The organism is Enterobacter sp. BIDMC109, from assembly GCF_001037885.1.
In the GTDB taxonomy this organism is placed as follows: Bacteria; Pseudomonadota; Gammaproteobacteria; order Enterobacterales; family Enterobacteriaceae; genus Enterobacter; species Enterobacter hormaechei_C.
On record NZ_KQ090002.1, the window covers coordinates 206,560 to 222,785 of the forward strand.

General features: G+C 57.2%; 13 protein-coding genes. 4 read left to right on the forward strand and 9 right to left on the reverse strand.

Going from position 1 to position 16,226, the window contains the following annotated elements:
• Positions 1-3 precede the first annotated feature (3 nt).
• Entirely contained in the window at positions 4-2,082 is a 2,079-nt protein-coding gene (malQ, locus tag SK62_RS00915) for a 4-alpha-glucanotransferase (RefSeq protein WP_017384144.1), read from the forward strand.
• A gap of 111 nt (positions 2,083-2,193) precedes the next feature.
• Here the strand turns inward: malQ and gntT are convergent, their stop codons facing one another.
• The 3 genes from gntT to gntX all read right to left on the reverse strand — a co-directional run bounded on the left by gntT (position 2,194) and on the right by gntX (position 5,133).
• Entirely contained in the window at positions 2,194-3,510 is a 1,317-nt protein-coding gene (gntT, locus tag SK62_RS00920) for a gluconate transporter (protein WP_017384145.1), read from the reverse strand.
• Between the two features lie 305 nt (positions 3,511-3,815).
• Positions 3,816-4,391, reverse strand: a complete 576-nt coding sequence (gene nfuA, locus SK62_RS00925; RefSeq protein ID WP_003861601.1) for a Fe-S biogenesis protein NfuA — start codon at positions 4,389-4,391, stop codon at positions 3,816-3,818.
• Positions 4,392-4,452: 61 nt separating this feature from the next.
• Positions 4,453-5,133 carry a DNA utilization protein GntX gene (gntX, locus tag SK62_RS00930; protein WP_047718151.1) on the reverse strand — a complete coding sequence of 227 codons (681 nt, stop codon included), beginning with the start codon at positions 5,131-5,133 and terminating at the stop codon, positions 4,453-4,455.
• Between the two features lie 36 nt (positions 5,134-5,169).
• Between gntX and bioH the strand changes: the two genes are divergently transcribed.
• On the forward strand, positions 5,170-5,952 hold the full coding sequence (gene bioH / locus SK62_RS00935; protein ID WP_039269602.1) for a pimeloyl-ACP methyl ester esterase BioH: 783 nt from the start codon (positions 5,170-5,172) through the stop codon (positions 5,950-5,952).
• Here bioH and feoC read toward each other — a convergent pair.
• From feoC to greB, 5 genes are all read right to left on the reverse strand, one after another.
• A complete protein-coding gene (feoC, locus tag SK62_RS00940) occupies positions 5,927-6,163 on the reverse strand; it encodes a [Fe-S]-dependent transcriptional repressor FeoC (RefSeq protein ID WP_039269603.1) in 237 nt (78 codons plus the stop codon). The two genes, bioH and feoC, sit on opposite strands and share 26 nt — an antisense overlap.
• A gap of 11 nt (positions 6,164-6,174) precedes the next feature.
• Positions 6,175-8,493: a Fe(2+) transporter permease subunit FeoB gene (gene feoB, locus SK62_RS00945; protein WP_045328496.1), complete on the reverse strand. Its 2,319-nt coding sequence runs from the start codon at positions 8,491-8,493 to the stop codon at positions 6,175-6,177.
• Between the two features lie 30 nt (positions 8,494-8,523).
• The gene (gene feoA / locus SK62_RS00950) at positions 8,524-8,751 is read right to left on the reverse strand and encodes a ferrous iron transporter A (RefSeq protein ID WP_015571441.1); all 228 of its coding nucleotides are present in this window, start codon (positions 8,749-8,751) and stop codon (positions 8,524-8,526) included.
• A gap of 319 nt (positions 8,752-9,070) precedes the next feature.
• Positions 9,071-11,401 carry a Tex family protein gene (locus tag SK62_RS00955; protein WP_047718154.1) on the reverse strand — a complete coding sequence of 777 codons (2,331 nt, stop codon included), beginning with the start codon at positions 11,399-11,401 and terminating at the stop codon, positions 9,071-9,073.
• An 87-nt stretch (positions 11,402-11,488) separates the two neighbouring features.
• On the reverse strand, positions 11,489-11,962 hold the full coding sequence (gene greB, locus SK62_RS00960) for a transcription elongation factor GreB (protein WP_017384149.1): 474 nt from the start codon (positions 11,960-11,962) through the stop codon (positions 11,489-11,491).
• A 228-nt stretch (positions 11,963-12,190) separates the two neighbouring features.
• On the opposite strand from greB, the gene ompR reads away from it, so the two are divergent.
• Positions 12,191-12,910 (forward strand): osmolarity response regulator transcription factor OmpR, encoded by a 720-nt coding sequence (ompR, locus tag SK62_RS00965; RefSeq protein WP_001157751.1) that lies wholly within the window; start codon positions 12,191-12,193, stop codon positions 12,908-12,910.
• Positions 12,907-14,253 (forward strand): two-component system sensor histidine kinase EnvZ, encoded by a 1,347-nt coding sequence (envZ, locus tag SK62_RS00970; RefSeq protein ID WP_003861615.1) that lies wholly within the window; start codon positions 12,907-12,909, stop codon positions 14,251-14,253. Before ompR ends, envZ begins: the two co-directional genes overlap by 4 nt.
• Before the next feature lie 91 nt (positions 14,254-14,344).
• Here the strand turns inward: envZ and pckA are convergent, their stop codons facing one another.
• Positions 14,345-15,961: a phosphoenolpyruvate carboxykinase (ATP) gene (pckA, locus tag SK62_RS00975; RefSeq protein WP_015571439.1), complete on the reverse strand. Its 1,617-nt coding sequence runs from the start codon at positions 15,959-15,961 to the stop codon at positions 14,345-14,347.
• Positions 15,962-16,226 lie beyond the last annotated feature (265 nt).

Here is a 16,226-nt window from a genome sequence, read left to right on the forward strand (position 1 = left end):
GCGATGGAGAGTAAACGTCTGGACAGTGCCGCGCAGGCGGCGGGAATTAGCCTCAGTTACATCAATGCGCACGGCAAACCGCAGTCTATTGGTGCGGACACCAAAAGACGTTTGCTGGATGCCATGCACAAAACCGACGCGAAAGCGTCGGGTGCGCCGGTGCCGAACGTCAAGGTCTTTACCGCGGGCAAAAAGATGCCGCTGGCGGTGGAAGGGCGCGGCGAGTTCAGCTGGCTGCTCACCACCGAAGAGGGGCATCAGCACAAAGGCCATGCCACCGGCGGCAAAACCCTTAACCTTCCGGCGAAGCTGCCGGAGGGCTACCACACGCTTACGCTGACCCGGGACGACCAGCGTTTTCACTGTCGGGTGATTGTGGCGCCAAAGCGCTGCTATGAGCCGCAGGCGCTGCGTGAAGGCAAAAAGCTGTGGGGCGCCTGCGTGCAGCTCTATACCCTGCGTTCGGACAGCAACTGGGGCATTGGCGATTTCGGCGACCTGAAAAAGATGCTGGCATCTGTTGGTGAGCGCGGCGGCGCGTTCATCGGCCTCAACCCGATCCACGCCCTCTATCCGGCGAATCCGGAAAGCGCCAGCCCGTACAGCCCGTCTTCCCGCCGCTGGCTGAACGTGATTTACATCGACGTTAACGCGTTAGACGATTTCAAAAACAGCAAAGAGGCGCAGGCGTGGTGGAAGCTTGAGACCACGCAACAGCTGCTGAAACAGGCCCGCGATGCGGACTGGGTTGATTACGCCTCCGTTACCGCGCTGAAAATGGCGGCTCTGCGTCTGGCCTGGAAGGGCTTTGCGAAGCGTGACGACGAGCAGATGGCAGCCTTCCGCCAGTTTGTGATGCAGGAAGGCGAGAGCCTTTACTGGCAGGCAGCGTTTGATGCGCTGCATGCGTATCAGGTTCAGGAGGACGAGATGCGCTGGGGCTGGCCGGTGTGGCCGGAAGCCTATCAGTCCGTTGATACCCCGGAAGTGAAGGCATTCTGTGAGACGCATGCCGACGAGGTGGATTTCTATCTCTGGTTGCAGTGGCTGGCGTACAGCCAGTTTGCCGCCTGCTGGCAGGTGAGCCAGGGCTATAACATGCCGATCGGGTTGTATCGCGATCTGGCTGTCGGCGTGGCGGAAGGCGGGGCGGAAACCTGGTGTGACCGTGAACTTTACTGCCTGAAAGCTTCTGTGGGGGCGCCGCCGGATATTCTGGGCCCGCTTGGTCAGAACTGGGGCTTACCGCCGATGGATCCGCACGTGATGGCGGCGCGTGCCTACGAGCCGTTTATCGACCTGCTGCGCGCTAACATGAAGAACTGCGGTGCGTTGCGTATCGACCACGTGATGTCCGTGCTGCGCCTGTGGTGGATCCCGTACGGTGAAACGGCTGACCACGGGGCGTACGTGCAGTATCCGGTGGACGATCTGCTCTCAATCCTCGCGCTGGAGAGTAAACGTCATCAGTGCATGGTGATTGGCGAAGATCTCGGTACCGTGCCGGTGGAAATTGTCAGCAAGCTCCGCGACAGCGGGGTTTACTCCTACAAAGTGCTCTATTTTGAAAACGACCATGAGAAAACCTTCCGCGCGCCGAAAGCGTACCCTGAACAGTCAATGGCAGTCGCGACGACGCATGATCTTCCTACGCTCAGAGGCTACTGGGAAAGCGGCGACCTGACGCTCGGCAAAACGCTGGGTCTCTACCCGGATGAAGAGGTTCTGCGTGGGCTGTATCAGGATCGCGAGCTGGCGAAGCAGGGGCTGCTGGATGCGCTGCATAAGCATGGCTGTCTGCCGAAGCGCGCCGGGCATAAGGCGTCGCTGATGTCGATGACGCCAACGCTTAACCGTGGCTTACAGCGCTATATTGCCGACAGCAACAGCGCGTTGCTCGGTCTGCAACCGGAAGACTGGATTGATATGGCGGAGCCGGTAAACATCCCCGGCACCAGCTATCAGTACAAAAACTGGCGTCGCAAGCTGTCCACAACGCTTGAAGCGATGTTTGCCGATGACGGGGTGAACAGGTTGATTAAGGATTTGGATAAACGGCGAAAAGCAGCCGCGAAGAAGTGATAAAAAACCCGCCTCTGGCGGGTTTTTTATTGCCCGGTGGCGCTAACGCTTACCGGGCCTACGTGCATTCAGTAGGTCGGGTAAGGCATAGCCGCCACCCGACTTAATACATCAAACCACCATATTCAACAGCAGCACCCCGACCAGACCGCACACCGAAATAATGGTTTCCAGCGCGGACCAGGACTTGATGGTTTCACCGATGGTCAGGTTGAAGTACTCCTTGAACAGCCAGAAGCCCGGATCGTTCACGTGGGAGAAAATCACGCTCCCGGAACCAACCGCGATAACCATCAGCTCAGGGCTTACGCCCGTGGTCGCAATCAGCGGCGCAACGATACCGCCCGCGGTAATCGCCGCAACGGTCGCAGAGCCCAGCGCGATACGCAACACCGCGGCGATAGACCATGCCATCAGCAGCGGGGAGACGTTGGTTTCATGCATCATGGCAGCGATGTATTTATCCACGCCGCTGTCGACCAGCACCTGCTTGAACGCGCCGCCACCGCCGATGATCAGCAGCATCATGGCAATGATTTTGATGGAAGAAGTCAGCGTGTCGTTGATCTGATCCATGGAACGGCCACGGTTAAGACCGAAGGTGAACATGGCGATCAGGACCGCAATCAGCGTCGCCATCACCGGGTCGCCCAGGAACTCCGCAACGGACAGGAACGCGTGACCTTTCGGCAGAACCATCTCTGCTATGGCACGCATCGCCATCAGGATCACCGGTACCAGTGAGGTCCAGACGCTGACGCCAAAGCCTGGCATCTCTTCTTCAGTAAAGGTTTTGGCGCTGTACAGCCCTTCCGGGATAGGCTTATCAATGCCTTTCAGGAAGCGCGCATACACCGGGCCTGCCAGAATCACCGTCGGGATCGCCAGAATCGTACCAAACAGCAGGGTTTTACCCATATCGGCATGGAAGATGGTGGCGATAGCCGTTGGGCCCGGGTGCGGCGGCAGGAAACCGTGGGTGACGGACAGCGCCGCAGCCATCGGCACACCCACGAACAGCAGCGGGATGTTGGCGGCAGCGGCGATGGTGAACACCAGCGGCAGCATCAGCACGAAGCCCACTTCATAGAACAGCGCGAAACCGACGGTAAAACCGGTTAACACCACCGCCCATTGAATGTTCTTCTTACCAAATTTGTCGATCAGCGTGGTGGCAATACGCTGTGCGCCACCGCAGTCCGCGAGCATTTTACCGAGCATGGCGCCGAAGCCCATGATCAGCGCCAGGCTGCCGAGCGTACCGCCGACACCGGCTTTAATGGAGCTGATAACTTTAACCAGCGGCATTCCCTGCATCAGACCGACTGCAAGTGCCACCAGAACCAGAGCGATAAATCCGTTCATTTTGAAGCGGATCATCAAGAGCAGTAATAACACAACACCGATAGCGACGATGACTAATGGCATGATTGACCTGGCCTTTGAATTGTTATGGGTAACGTCATTGTTTCAACGACAAATTCCGGTTGTCCCAACTGGGAACAGAGTGTTAACGGCACTCATACTGATGCCTGCGAAAACGTTAAGTTTAGTCGGCTGTTATAAGGGTGTTGAGTGCCCACGAGAATGATACGGGTAACATGCGGTGATTGAGAATCACCCAGGGAGGCAAAATTTGAATTATGAGACGCAGGTCAACATACAGAGGGGGAGGCAAGAAAAAGTAGGCCCGGTAAGCGCAGCGCCACCGGGCAATACAGACGGGGACTGAATCAGTAGTAAGAGTGCTCGCCGCGCTGGTGCTCGGTCAGATCGCGCACGCCTTTCAGTTCCGGAAATTCGTTCAGCAGCTGCTTCTCGATCCCTTCTTTCAGGGTTACATCAACCATGGAGCAGCCGTTACAGCCGCCGCCGAATTGCAGGATCGCCAGACCATCTTCGGTGATTTCCATCAGGGAAACACGTCCCCCGTGGCCGGCCAGCTGCGGGTTGATCTGCGATTGCAGCAGATATTCCACACGCTCCATCAGCGGGGCATCGTCAGAAACTTTACGCATCTTCGCGTTTGGCGCCTTCAGCGTCAGCTGAGAACCCAGCTGGTCAGTGACGAAATCAATCTCCGCATCTTCAAGATACGGCGCGCTCAGCTCATCAACGTACGCGGTGAGCTGTTCAAATTTAAGGGCAGTGTCAGTTGCTTCCACAGCATCCGGAGGACAATAAGAGACACCACATTCTGCATTCGGAGTGCCTGGATTGATCACAAACACGCGGATCTGCGTCCCTTCTTCCTGATTTGCCAGCAGTTTGGCAAAGTGCGCTTGTGCAGAATCGGAAATACGGATCATAGCTTTGGCCTAATAGTTGACTAAATTACCTGGGTATAATCATACGCCCATTGAAGAAGGGCTACAAGGTACGGCACAGACACCATACCTGAACTGACGCGGCGCCGCTTTGCAAAAGCAGTCGGGAAAGTTCAGCCACGGTACTGCCCGTGGTGACGACATCATCCACAATCGCGATATGGAGGCCGTTGACCGGCAATTCAAGGCGAAAGGCGTTTTTCAGGTTCCTTTTGCGCGACCGGGCGTTGAGCCGGTGCTGAACGGCAGTGGCATGAGTACGTTTCAGCGCAGAGGCGGGGCACCGGCAACCCAGCCAGCGGGCAAGCGGACGACACAGCAGGTCGCTCTGATTGTATCCCCGCCGCCAGTGCCGACGCTGAAACAGTGGCACGTTCACAAGCGTGTCGACCGGCGGCAGCCCGCGCGTTCTTCGCGCCTGTAATACCGCCAGTAACAACAGGCGTGCCAGGGGCTGCGCCAGTGCAGTCTGGCTGGAAAACTTAAACTGATGAACCAGACGACTCAGCGGCAAAACGTAATCATCCACCGCCACCAGCGCGCTCCACGGCGGCGCTTTTTTCAGGCAACGGCCGCAGGGGAGCGTCTGGCTTACGGCAGGCAAGCCGCATTGCGGACAGCCCTTCAGGTAACCCAGTGCTCGCGTGCAAACGGAACAGACGCCCCACGCGCTCATCGCAAGTGGCATTCGGCATAGCCAGCATAAGCCGGGCACTGTTAGCATACGCAACCTCCATGTGAAAAAAGAGAACGTTAACTGATGAAGACGCTGTGGTGGCAGACCGTTGGGACGGGAAATTGTCATCTTGTGCTGCTGCACGGATGGGGACTGAACGCCGAAGTGTGGCGTTGCATAAGTGAGGAACTGGCCTCGCAATTCACGGTACACCTGGTGGATCTACCGGGCTATGGACGTAGCCACGGCTACGGCGCGATGACGCTCGACGACATGGCGGAGCAGGTTCTGGAGGCGACGCCGCAAAAAGCCGTCTGGCTCGGCTGGAGCCTGGGCGGGCTGGTGGCAAGCCAGATTGCGCTGCGCCATCCTGAACGGGTCCAGGCGCTGATCACCGTTGCCTCATCACCCTGTTTCAGCGCCCGCGAGGCGTGGCCGGGCATCAAACCTGAGGTGCTGGCCGGGTTCCAGCATCAGCTGAGCGAAGACTTCCAGCGGACGGTGGAGCGTTTCCTGGCATTACAGACGATGGGAACAGAAACCGCCCGTCAGGATGCGCGGACGCTGAAGCAGACGGTGCTTTCTCTGCCGATGCCGGAGGTTGAGGTGCTGAACGGAGGGCTGGAAATCCTGAAAACGGCCGATCTGCGCGAGCCGCTGGCGTCGTTAACGGTGCCGCATCTGCGTATTTATGGCTATCTGGATGGACTGGTTCCGCGCAAGGTGGTTCCGCTGCTGGATGCGCTGTGGCCGGAGAGTAAATCAATGGTGGTTGCCAAAGCGGCACATGCGCCGTTCATCTCTCATCCTGCTGAGTTTTGTTCGGCGCTGTCCGGTTTTATCAGCGAAGCGTCCACCACTCCCTGAGACAGGCTTTACCTTCAGGACAACTCTTACAACTGCCGGACAGACAACCGTCCGGCTCTTCCTGGATGCGCACGGCTTTCCCCATCGCCTCCAGCCTTTCCAGCATGGCATCGATCATCGGCTGCGGCGTATGCAGGCTGAGGCTAAGCTGCTTCGCCTCCATTCGTCCCTGTAACGCCAGTAAGTCACGAATCTGAATCAACGATGCCATCTTTCTTCCCCTCAGTGACAGTCGCCCGCAGGGCTGCTACAGCAGGTCGTCGGGGTTTTGCGCGTTGCCAGCAGGTTAACGTCAACGCGGCTACGCGCCCGGCGCAGCAGGCCAATCACCATCACGTTAAACAGGATCACCGCGAGGATACAGACCAGGCTGTAGCGCGGATGCTGGCTGTAATTGACGGCCTGATAAAACACGGTCGCCAGCGAGTAGGCAATGTTCAGCCCCCACAGAATGGAGAAGCCCATCCAGCCGCGGCTGGACTCACGGGCAATGGCGCCCATGACCGAGATGCACGGAATATAGAGCAGGACGAAGATCAGGTAGCTGTAGGCCGCCGACGCGCTGCCAAATTTCTGGCCCATCACGCCCATTGCTCCGGTCGCCATTTCGCCGTCGCCTTTGCTGGCTTCAATCGGGTTCGCCAGTACGCTCAGGCTGAAGGTGTCTTTCAGGCTCTGCCAGGTTTCTTCCACCGCGCCAAGCAGTTCATCGCCGAGGTTGAACGCTGCCGGATTAAATTCCTCTTCCTGGATGTTTTCCGCGGTGTAAAGCGTGTTCAGGGTGCCGACAACCACCTCTTTTGCCATCGCGCCGGTGAACAGGCCCACGGTTGCCTGCCAGTTGTCTTCCTGAACGCCAATCGGTTTGAAGACCGGCGTAATGATCCGGCTGACGGAGGCCAGGGCAGAGTCATTAATGTTGTCCGCGGCCTGGCCGCTCAGAGTGAAGCTGTTCAGGGCGCTCAGGAAAATGCTGACCACCACAATCACCTTACCGGCGCGCAGAACGAAGCCCTTCAGGCGCTGCCATGTCTGAATAATCAGGCTTTTCAGATGCGGAACGTGATAAACCGGCAGTTCCATCACGAACGGCGACGCTTCGCCACGCATGATGGTGTGCTTCAGCATCAGGCCGGTGAGAATAGCCATCACGATACCCAGCACATACAGGGAGAAGACGGCCAGCGCCCCTTCCTGACCAAAGAACGCCGCGGCAAAGACCGCGAAGATCGCCAGCCGCGCGCCGCAGGACATGAACGGCGCCATCATGATGGTCATCAGGCGTTCGCGCGGGGCATCCAGCGTACGCGCGCCCATGACTGACGGCACGTTACAGCCAAAGCCGACAATCAGCGGCACGAAGGATTTGCCCGGCAGCCCCAGCGCCTGCATCAGGCGGTCCATCACGAAGGCGGCGCGCGCCATGTAACCGGAATCCTCAAGGAAGGAGAGGAACAGGTACATCATGCCGATCTGCGGCACCAGCGGCAGGACGGTATTGATCCCGCCGCCGATCCCCTGCGCAAGGAAGATGGTCAACCATTCCGGGAAGTGGAGGGTGTAGCCCAGCCACTGAATACCGTGCACGAAGATAGCGACAGAGCCGCCATCAAAGATAGGTTGTAATGCACCGCCGATGTTAATGGCGAGCAGGAACATCACATACATCACCAGTAAAAAGATCGGCAAACCGAGGAAGCGGTTGAGCACAATCTTATCCACGGCGGCGGTGAAGCGGCTGGGTTCAGCGGTTAATGCATTGCTGACCACGTCACAGATAGCGGCAATGGCCTGATAGCGCGCATCCGCAATGTGCAGGGCCGGGTCATCCAGCTCGTCGCTCAGGCGAGCCTGTGCGACGTCCAGCTTATCCGCCGCATCGCCTGCGTAGGCGCGGCTGTAGATATCACCTTCCAGCATTTGCAGGCCAAGCCACAGACGTTGTCTGGCGGGCATGCTGTTGTCCATCTCCTGCGCCAGCTGCCCGGCTTCGCGCAGCAGCGGCTGGGCGTAGTGCACCAGTTCGACGTCGGCATTGCCCGTGTGGCGGTCAATCGCCAGCTTCAGGGCGTCAATGCCGCGCGCGCGGGTAGAAACCAGCGGAACCACCGGGCAGCCCAGACGGGTGGAGAGGGCATCGACGTCGATGCGCAGCTTTTGCTTCTCCGCGATGTCGAGCATGTTAAGCGCCACGATGCAGGGAATACCCAACTCCAGCAGCTGTAACGTGAGATACAGATTTCGTTCGAGGTTGGAGGCATCCACCACGTTGATAAGCAGATCTGCGTCGCCGCTCAGAATATAGTGGCAGGCAATTTGCTCATCGAGAGAGGTCTGCGATGAAATCGTGGTGAGGGAATAGGTCCCCGGTAAATCAACCAGCGTGACCTGATTATCTGTCGTGGTGAACTGGCCTTCTTTGCGTTCCACCGTCACGCCTGCCCAATTTCCCACACGCTGGCGTGCGCCGGTTAACTGATTAAATAAGGTTGTCTTGCCGGAATTAGGATTGCCAATTAAGCCAATAGTTAATTTTTTCATTGTAGTAGACTCACTGAAACCGCTGGCTTGTTAACGGGATAAAGATTCAATTTCAATTAATGCGAGATCTTTTTTACGCAGAACCAGATTAACGCGTCGGGTTTCGATATGAACTGGATCGCCCAACGGCGCAACGCGCACAACCTGGAATGATGAGCCGGGTAGCATGCCCAGTGACAGGAGCTTCTGCCGATAGGCCGGGCTTATCTCACGGGTAAAACCGATAATTTTCCACGCACTGTCTGGAGTGAATTGCATAGCGCCTGATTCCACGATAGGTTAAATAATCTACACTGCGATGATAATGAGAATAGTTTTTATCAGCAATAATAAAAATGTGACGGGATGTTGTTAATTGTATTAATTTGCGGTCTGCTTGACCTTGCTCAATATTTTCGAAATTGAGGTGAAAATAAAAAGAGGGCTATTTGTTAATGAGGTGATAATTCGTGGTTTAAATATGGATACAACATATTTATTTTAATTCCCTGCGGCCTGCTTGCCGGGCGGCACTGCGTTTGCCCGGCCTACAAAACCGTAGGCCCGGTAAGCGTCGCGCCACCGGGCATTTACAGCATTAGCGTTTCTTACCCATCGCCGCTGCCAGCGCATCCATCATCGCGCTGTTGCCCGCCGGCTGTGCGTCACGTCCGCGTGGCTTCGCGGCTTTCGCTGCCGGACGCTGCTGTTCACGGCCACCGCCATTACCGCCACGGCGCGAGTTAGTGTCGCCCGGCTGCTCGTCCAGACGCATGGTCAGGGCAATACGCTTGCGCTGGAGATCCACTTCCAGCACTTTCACCTTCACGATGTCGCCCGCTTTGACCACGGTGTGCGGATCTTCAACGAACTTGTCGGCGAGGGAAGAGATATGCACCAGACCATCCTGATGCACGCCGATATCCACAAACGCGCCAAAGTTGGTGACGTTGGTTACCGCCCCCTCCAGCACCATGCCCGGCAGCAGGTCGTTCATGGTTTCTACGCCCTCAGCAAAGGTCGCGGTTTTAAACTCAGGGCGCGGATCGCGGCCCGGTTTTTCCAGCTCTTTGATGATGTCAGTGACCGTCGGCACGCCGAACTGTTCGTCGGTGAAATCCACCGCTTTCAGGTTACGCAGCGCGCTGCTGTCGCCCATCAGGTCTTTCAGCGCTTGCCGGGTGGCGGCCAGGATGCGCTCAACAACAGGGTACGCTTCCGGGTGAACGGTAGAGGCATCCAGCGGGTTATCGCCGTGGTTGATGCGCAGGAAGCCCGCGCACTGCTCAAATGCTTTTGGCCCCAGACGGCTCACCTTCAGCAGCTGCTGGCGGTTCTGGAACTGACCGTTTTCATCACGCCAGGCGACGATATTCTGCGCCATCATACGGGTCAGGCCCGCCACGCGGGTCAGCAGGGGCACGGAAGCGGTGTTCAGGTCCACGCCGACGGCGTTAACACAGTCTTCCACCACCGCATCCAGCTTACGCGCCAGCTGCGTCTGGCTCACGTCGTGCTGATACTGGCCCACGCCGATGGATTTCGGGTCAATCTTCACCAGCTCCGCCAGCGGATCCTGCAAACGACGGGCGATAGAGACCGCACCGCGCAGGGAAACGTCCAGATCCGGGAACTCCTGCGCTGCCAGTTCCGAGGCGGAATAGACAGATGCCCCCGCTTCACTGACGATCACTTTCTGCGCCGTCACTTTCGGGAACTGCTTCTGCACGTCGAGATAGAAACGTTCAGTTTCGCGGGACGCCGTACCGTTACCGATGGCAACCAGCTCAACGTTGTACTTCTCGCACAGCGCGGCGACGACGACAGCCGCTTTCGCTGCCTGACCAGTGTGCGGGTAAATGGTGTCGGTGGCAACCAGCTTGCCGGTGCCGTCAACCACGGCCACCTTCACGCCGGTACGCAGACCCGGATCGAGACCCATGGTGGCGCGCAGGCCAGCTGGCGCCGCCATCAGCAGGTCGTGCAGGTTACGGGCGAAGACGTTGATCGCTTCGTCTTCGGCGCGCTCGCGCACGGTGCCCATCAGCTCGGTTTCGAGGTGCATCAGCACCTTGATGCGCCAGGTCCAGCTCACCACGCCTTTGCGCCAGCTGTCCGCCGGGGCGTTGTTCAGGCGCAGGCCCAGATGGTCGATAATGATCTGCTCGCAGTGGCTCTCTTTTGGCGGCTCGTCAAACTGTGGATCGGCATTCAGGGAGAGTTGCAGCACGCCTTCGTTACGGCCGCGGAACATCGCCAGCGCGCGGTGAGACGGCGCGGTAGAAATGGGTTCGTGGTGATCGAAGTAGTCGCGGAATTTCGCGCCTTCTTCCTCTTTGCCGGACACCACGGTGGAGACGATATGCGCGTTCTTCCACAGGTAATCACGCACTTTGGCCAGCAGCGCCGCGTCTTCGGCGAAGCGCTCCATCAGAATGTAGCGAGCGCCGTCCAGCGCGGCTTTGGTGTCTGCTACGCCTTTATCGGCGTCGATAAATTTGGCGGCTTCGGTTTCCGGATCGTGGGACGGTTCGTTCCACAGCAGATCGGCCAGTGGCTCAAGGCCGGCTTCGATCGCAATTTGCCCGCGCGTGCGGCGCTTCGGTTTGTACGGCAGATAGAGGTCTTCGAGCTCGGTTTTACTCAGGGTACCGTTAATGGCTTTTTCCAGGTCACTGGTCAGCTTGCCCTGCTCGCCGATAGATTTGAGGATCGCCTGACGTCGGTCTTCCAGCTCGCGAAGATAGCCCAGACGGGTCTCCAGGTTTCGCAGCTGCGTGTCATCCAGACCGCCGGTGACTTCCTTACGATAACGTGCAATAAACGGCACGGTGTTCCCTTCATCAAGCAGGCGAACGGCAGCTTCTACCTGTTCGGCTCTGGCCTGAAGTTCACCCGCAATAATGCGGCAGAGCGACTCTTTCATCATGGTCAGTTCATCTTGTGGATCGAAAATCAGGGGGATAGTTATACGGGCTGACACCAAAAAATGCCAGCCGGGGAGGGCGCTCTCGGACTATTTAACATACTCGATTTCGTTGACGTACCAGCTTGCTTCACCCGCAGGCGTCTGGACAACGGCTAAATCGCCTACCTCTTTTTTCAGCAGGGCGCGGGCCATGGGTGAGTCGATAGAAATGTAATCCTTACGACCGAAAATTTCATCGTAGCCGACGATACGAAAACGCAGGGTGTCGCCGCTGTCGTTTTCAATTTCGACCCACGCGCCGAAGAAGACTTTACCTTCCTGCTGCGGGGAGTAATCGACAATTTTGAGATTCTCGAGGCACTTCGTCAGGTAGCGTACCCGGCGATCGATTTCGCGCAGCCGCTTTTTATTGTACTGGTAGTCCGCATTCTCGCTGCGGTCGCCCAGGCTTGCTGCCCAGGTGACTTTTTTGGTCACTTCCGGACGCTCTTCGCGCCACAGGTAATCCATCTCTTTTTTGAGTTTCTCGTACCCTTCACGGGTGATCAGAGGCGTTTTCATGGTGCAGCCTTTAATGCCGGTTAACTGTCTTTGCGCACAATACGTAGCGCACAGTGTAACAGACAAGATTAATAATGATTTATGTGATGAAATGAACAGATAAGCTGCTGTTAAATATGCTTTGTAACAATTTCGTCTAGAATTTATACCAGAATTTGCTGGTCGAACCCGTGCACTTTTTTAGAATACGCTGTTCCAGGCTTATCCGAACCTTTGGGAGTACACACAATGCAAGAGAACTACAAAATTCTGGTCGTAGATGACGACATGCGCCTGCGTGCGCTGCTGGAACGTTATCTGACCGAGCAGGGCTTCCAGGTTCGTAGCGTCGCGAACGCGGAACAGATGGATCGTCTGCTGACGCGTGAATCTTTCCACCTGATGGTGTTGGACCTGATGCTGCCTGGCGAAGACGGGCTCTCTATTTGCCGCCGTCTGCGCAGCCAGAGCAACCCGATGCCGATCATCATGGTGACGGCGAAGGGTGAAGAAGTTGACCGCATTGTCGGCCTTGAGATCGGCGCTGATGACTACATTCCAAAGCCGTTCAACCCGCGTGAACTGCTGGCGCGTATTCGCGCCGTGCTGCGTCGTCAGGCGAACGAGCTGCCGGGCGCGCCATCTCAGGAAGAGGCCGTCATTGCATTCGGTAAGTTCAAGCTGAACCTCGGCACCCGTGAAATGTTCCGTGAAGATGAGCCAATGCCGCTCACCAGCGGCGAGTTCGCGGTGCTGAAAGCGCTGGTCAGTCACCCGCGTGAGCCGCTCTCCCGTGACAAGCTGATGAACCTGGCGCGTGGTCGTGAATACTCCGCGATGGAGCGTTCTATCGACGTGCAGATCTCTCGTCTGCGCCGCATGGTGGAAGAAGATCCGGCGCATCCTCGTTATATTCAGACCGTGTGGGGTCTGGGCTACGTGTTTGTTCCGGACGGCTCTAAAGCATGAGGCGAATGCGCTTCTCGCCGCGAAGTTCGTTTGCCCGCACGCTGTTATTGATCGTCACCCTGCTGTTTGTCAGTCTGGTGACGACCTACCTGGTGGTGCTGAACTTTGCAATCCTGCCGAGCCTTCAGCAGTTTAATAAGGTGCTGGCATACGAAGTGCGTATGCTGATGACCGACAAACTGCAACTGGAGGACGGCACGCAGTTGGTTGTTCCCCCGGCGTTCCGTCGGGAAATCTACCGTGAGCTGGGCATTTCTCTCTACTCGAACGAAGCGGCGGAAGATGCCGGCCTGCGCTGGGCGCAGCACTATGAATTCCTTAGCCAGCAGATGGCGCAGCAGCTTGGCGGCCCGACGGAAGTGCGCGTTGAGGTCAATAAAAGCTCGCCGGTTGTCTGGCTGAAAACCTGGCTGTCACCCAACATCTGGGTGCGCGTTCCGCTCACCGAGATTCATCAGGGCGACTTCTCGCCGCTGTTCCGATACACCCTGGCGATCATGCTGCTGGCCATCGGTGGCGCATGGCTGTTTATTCGTATCCAGAACCGACCGCTGGTCGACCTGGAGCATGCGGCATTGCAGGTCGGTAAAGGTATTATCCCACCGCCGCTGCGTGAGTATGGCGCATCGGAAGTGCGCTCGGTAACGCGTGCGTTTAACCACATGGCGGCAGGCGTTAAACAGCTGGCGGACGACCGTACGCTGCTGATGGCGGGGGTCAGCCATGACCTTCGCACCCCGCTGACGCGTATCCGGCTGGCAACAGAGATGATGGGCGAGCAGGATGGTTATCTTGCAGAGTCCATCAACAAGGATATCGAAGAGTGTAACGCCATCATCGAGCAGTTTATCGACTACCTGCGCACCGGGCAGGAGATGCCGATGGAGATGGCGGATCTGAATGCGGTTCTGGGCGAAGTGGTTGCCGCCGAAAGCGGCTACGAACGTGAAATTGCGACCGACCTTCAGGCAGGTGAGATTCAGGTACGTATGCACCCGCTCTCCATTAAACGCGCGGTGGCGAATATGGTGGTCAACGCGGCGCGCTACGGCAACGGCTGGATCAAAGTCAGCAGTGGTACGGAACTCAACCGCGCCTGGTTTCAGGTGGAAGACGATGGTCCGGGCATCAAGCCTGAGCAGCGTAAGCACCTGTTCCAGCCATTTGTGCGCGGCGACAGCGCGCGCAGCACCAGCGGAACCGGCTTAGGCCTGGCGATTGTGCAGCGTATTGTTGATAACCATAACGGACTGCTGGAAATTGGCACCAGCGAGCGGGGCGGTTTGAGCATTCGTGCGTGGTTACCGGTGCCGGTTTTACGGGGGCAGGTGAAAGAGAGTTAAAAAAGGGGGGCCTGATGCCCTCACCCCGGCCCTCTCCCACGGGGAGAGGGAGAAAACATTAAAAAAGGCAACTTTCGTTGCCTTTTTGCTTTTACCTTGGTCCCGCACTCACCAGCGCAGCACCGGCCGGGGTGTCGGTGTACTTCTCGAAGTTTTCGATAAACAGTTTCGCCAGCGATTCAGCCTTCTCACGCCACTGTTCCGGTGAACCGTAGGTGTTACGCGGATCCAGGATACGTGTATCCACGCCCGGCAGCGCTGTTGGGATCGCCAGATCGAACATCGGCAGCGTAAAGGTCTCAGCGTTATCCAGCGAACCATCCAGAATCGCGTCGATGATGGCGCGTGTATCTTTGATGGAGATACGTTTGCCCGTACCGTTCCAGCCGGTGTTCACCAGGTACGCCTGGGCGCCGGATGCCTGCATGCGTTTCACCAGCACTTCCGCGTACTGCGTTGGGTGCAGCGACAGGAACGCCGCGCCGAAGCAGGCGGAGAAGGTTGGGGTTGGCTCGGTCACACCGCGCTCGGTACCCGCCAGTTTAGCGGTAAAGCCGGAGAGGAAATGGTACTGCGTCTGGCTGGCGGTCAGGCGGGAAACCGGTGGCAGCACGCCGAACGCATCCGCGGTCAGGAAAATCACCTTCGTGGCATGACCCGCCTTCGATACCGGCTTGACGATGTTCTCGATGTGGTAGATCGGGTAAGAGACGCGGGTGTTTTCCGTTTTCGAGGCATCGTCGAAGTCGATAGAACCATCAGCACGCACGGTGACGTTTTCCAGCAGCGCATCGCGGCGAATCGCGTGGTAGATATCCGGCTCTGCCTCTTCCGACAGGCGAATGGTCTTCGCGTAGCAGCCGCCTTCAAAGTTAAACACGCCGTCATCATCCCAGCCGTGTTCATCGTCGCCAATCAGACGACGTTTTGGATCGGTGGACAGCGTTGTTTTACCGGTGCCGGAAAGGCCGAAGAACACTGCTACATCGCCTTTTTCCCCGACGTTCGCCGAGCAGTGCATGGAGGCGATACCGCGCAGCGGCAGCAGGTAGTTCATGACCGAGAACATCCCTTTCTTCATTTCGCCGCCGTACCAGGTACCGCCGATCAGCTGGATACGCTCGGTCAGGTTGAAGGCGATGAAGTTTTCGGAGTTCAGACCCTGCTCTTTCCACTGCGGGTTGGTGCATTTCGCGCCGTTCATCACGATAAAGTCAGGGGTGAAGTCTTGCAGTTCTTCATCGGTCGGACGAATGAACATGTTCTTCACGAAATGCGCCTGCCAGGCCACTTCAGTAATGAACCGTACGGAGAGACGGGTGTCGGCGTTAGCGCCGCAGAACGCATCAATAATAAACAGACGCTTGCCGGAAAGCTGATGGGTGACAAGTCCTTTCAGATGCTGCCAGGTTTCCGGGGAGAGCGGTTTGTTATCGTTCTTCCCTTTGCCCTTATCAGCCCACCACAGCGTATCGCGGGTGGTGTCGTCTCGGACGATATACTTATCTTTAGGCGAACGACCGGTAAAAATACCCGTATCGACGGCGATAGCACCCAGGTTCGTCAACACACCGCGCTCGTATCCTTCCAGTGCCGGATTGAGCTCTTCCTGATACAGCGTATCGTAATCGGGGTTGTAGACCACTTCCTGGACGTCGTGAATACCATAAGCCTTGAGATCTTGCGGGGTTAAACCATTAACACGCATATCACTGCTCCTTAGCCAATATGTACTGCCTGAAATTGTAGGGTTTTTCTGGGGATGTTAACCGCGACGGGGCTCATAGATTTACGTATCTGGTCAAAACCCTTACTAACGGAAAACGCTGCGACTCCAGTCACAGGGCGGGCAGATTATCGCAGGAATCGCTTTTTGGATGGGGAAAATGTTCTTAAAAGGTTAATCTCTGGTGAATTTATCCAGAAGAATGTGAATGTAATCGCATACATGTAAGAAAATTACGTAAGGGTTA

What these genes read in the sequence shown, in the direction of transcription:
- malQ (WP_017384144.1), top strand. Translation starts at nt 4, where the DNA reads ATGGAGAGTAAACGTCTGGACAGTGCCGCGCAGGCGGCGGGAATTAGC.
- gntT (WP_017384145.1), bottom strand. Translation starts at nt 3,510, where the DNA reads ATGCCATTAGTCATCGTCGCTATCGGTGTTGTGTTATTACTGCTCTTG.
- nfuA (WP_003861601.1), bottom strand. Translation starts at nt 4,391, where the DNA reads ATGATCCGTATTTCCGATTCTGCACAAGCGCACTTTGCCAAACTGCTG.
- gntX (WP_047718151.1), bottom strand. Translation starts at nt 5,133, where the DNA reads ATGCTAACAGTGCCCGGCTTATGCTGGCTATGCCGAATGCCACTTGCG.
- bioH (WP_039269602.1), top strand. Translation starts at nt 5,170, where the DNA reads ATGAAGACGCTGTGGTGGCAGACCGTTGGGACGGGAAATTGTCATCTT.
- feoC (WP_039269603.1), bottom strand. Translation starts at nt 6,163, where the DNA reads ATGGCATCGTTGATTCAGATTCGTGACTTACTGGCGTTACAGGGACGA.
- feoB (WP_045328496.1), bottom strand. Translation starts at nt 8,493, where the DNA reads ATGAAAAAATTAACTATTGGCTTAATTGGCAATCCTAATTCCGGCAAG.
- feoA (WP_015571441.1), bottom strand. Translation starts at nt 8,751, where the DNA reads ATGCAATTCACTCCAGACAGTGCGTGGAAAATTATCGGTTTTACCCGT.
- SK62_RS00955 (WP_047718154.1), bottom strand. Translation starts at nt 11,401, where the DNA reads ATGATGAAAGAGTCGCTCTGCCGCATTATTGCGGGTGAACTTCAGGCC.
- greB (WP_017384149.1), bottom strand. Translation starts at nt 11,962, where the DNA reads ATGAAAACGCCTCTGATCACCCGTGAAGGGTACGAGAAACTCAAAAAA.
- ompR (WP_001157751.1), top strand. Translation starts at nt 12,191, where the DNA reads ATGCAAGAGAACTACAAAATTCTGGTCGTAGATGACGACATGCGCCTG.
- envZ (WP_003861615.1), top strand. Translation starts at nt 12,907, where the DNA reads ATGAGGCGAATGCGCTTCTCGCCGCGAAGTTCGTTTGCCCGCACGCTG.
- pckA (WP_015571439.1), bottom strand. Translation starts at nt 15,961, where the DNA reads ATGCGTGTTAATGGTTTAACCCCGCAAGATCTCAAGGCTTATGGTATT.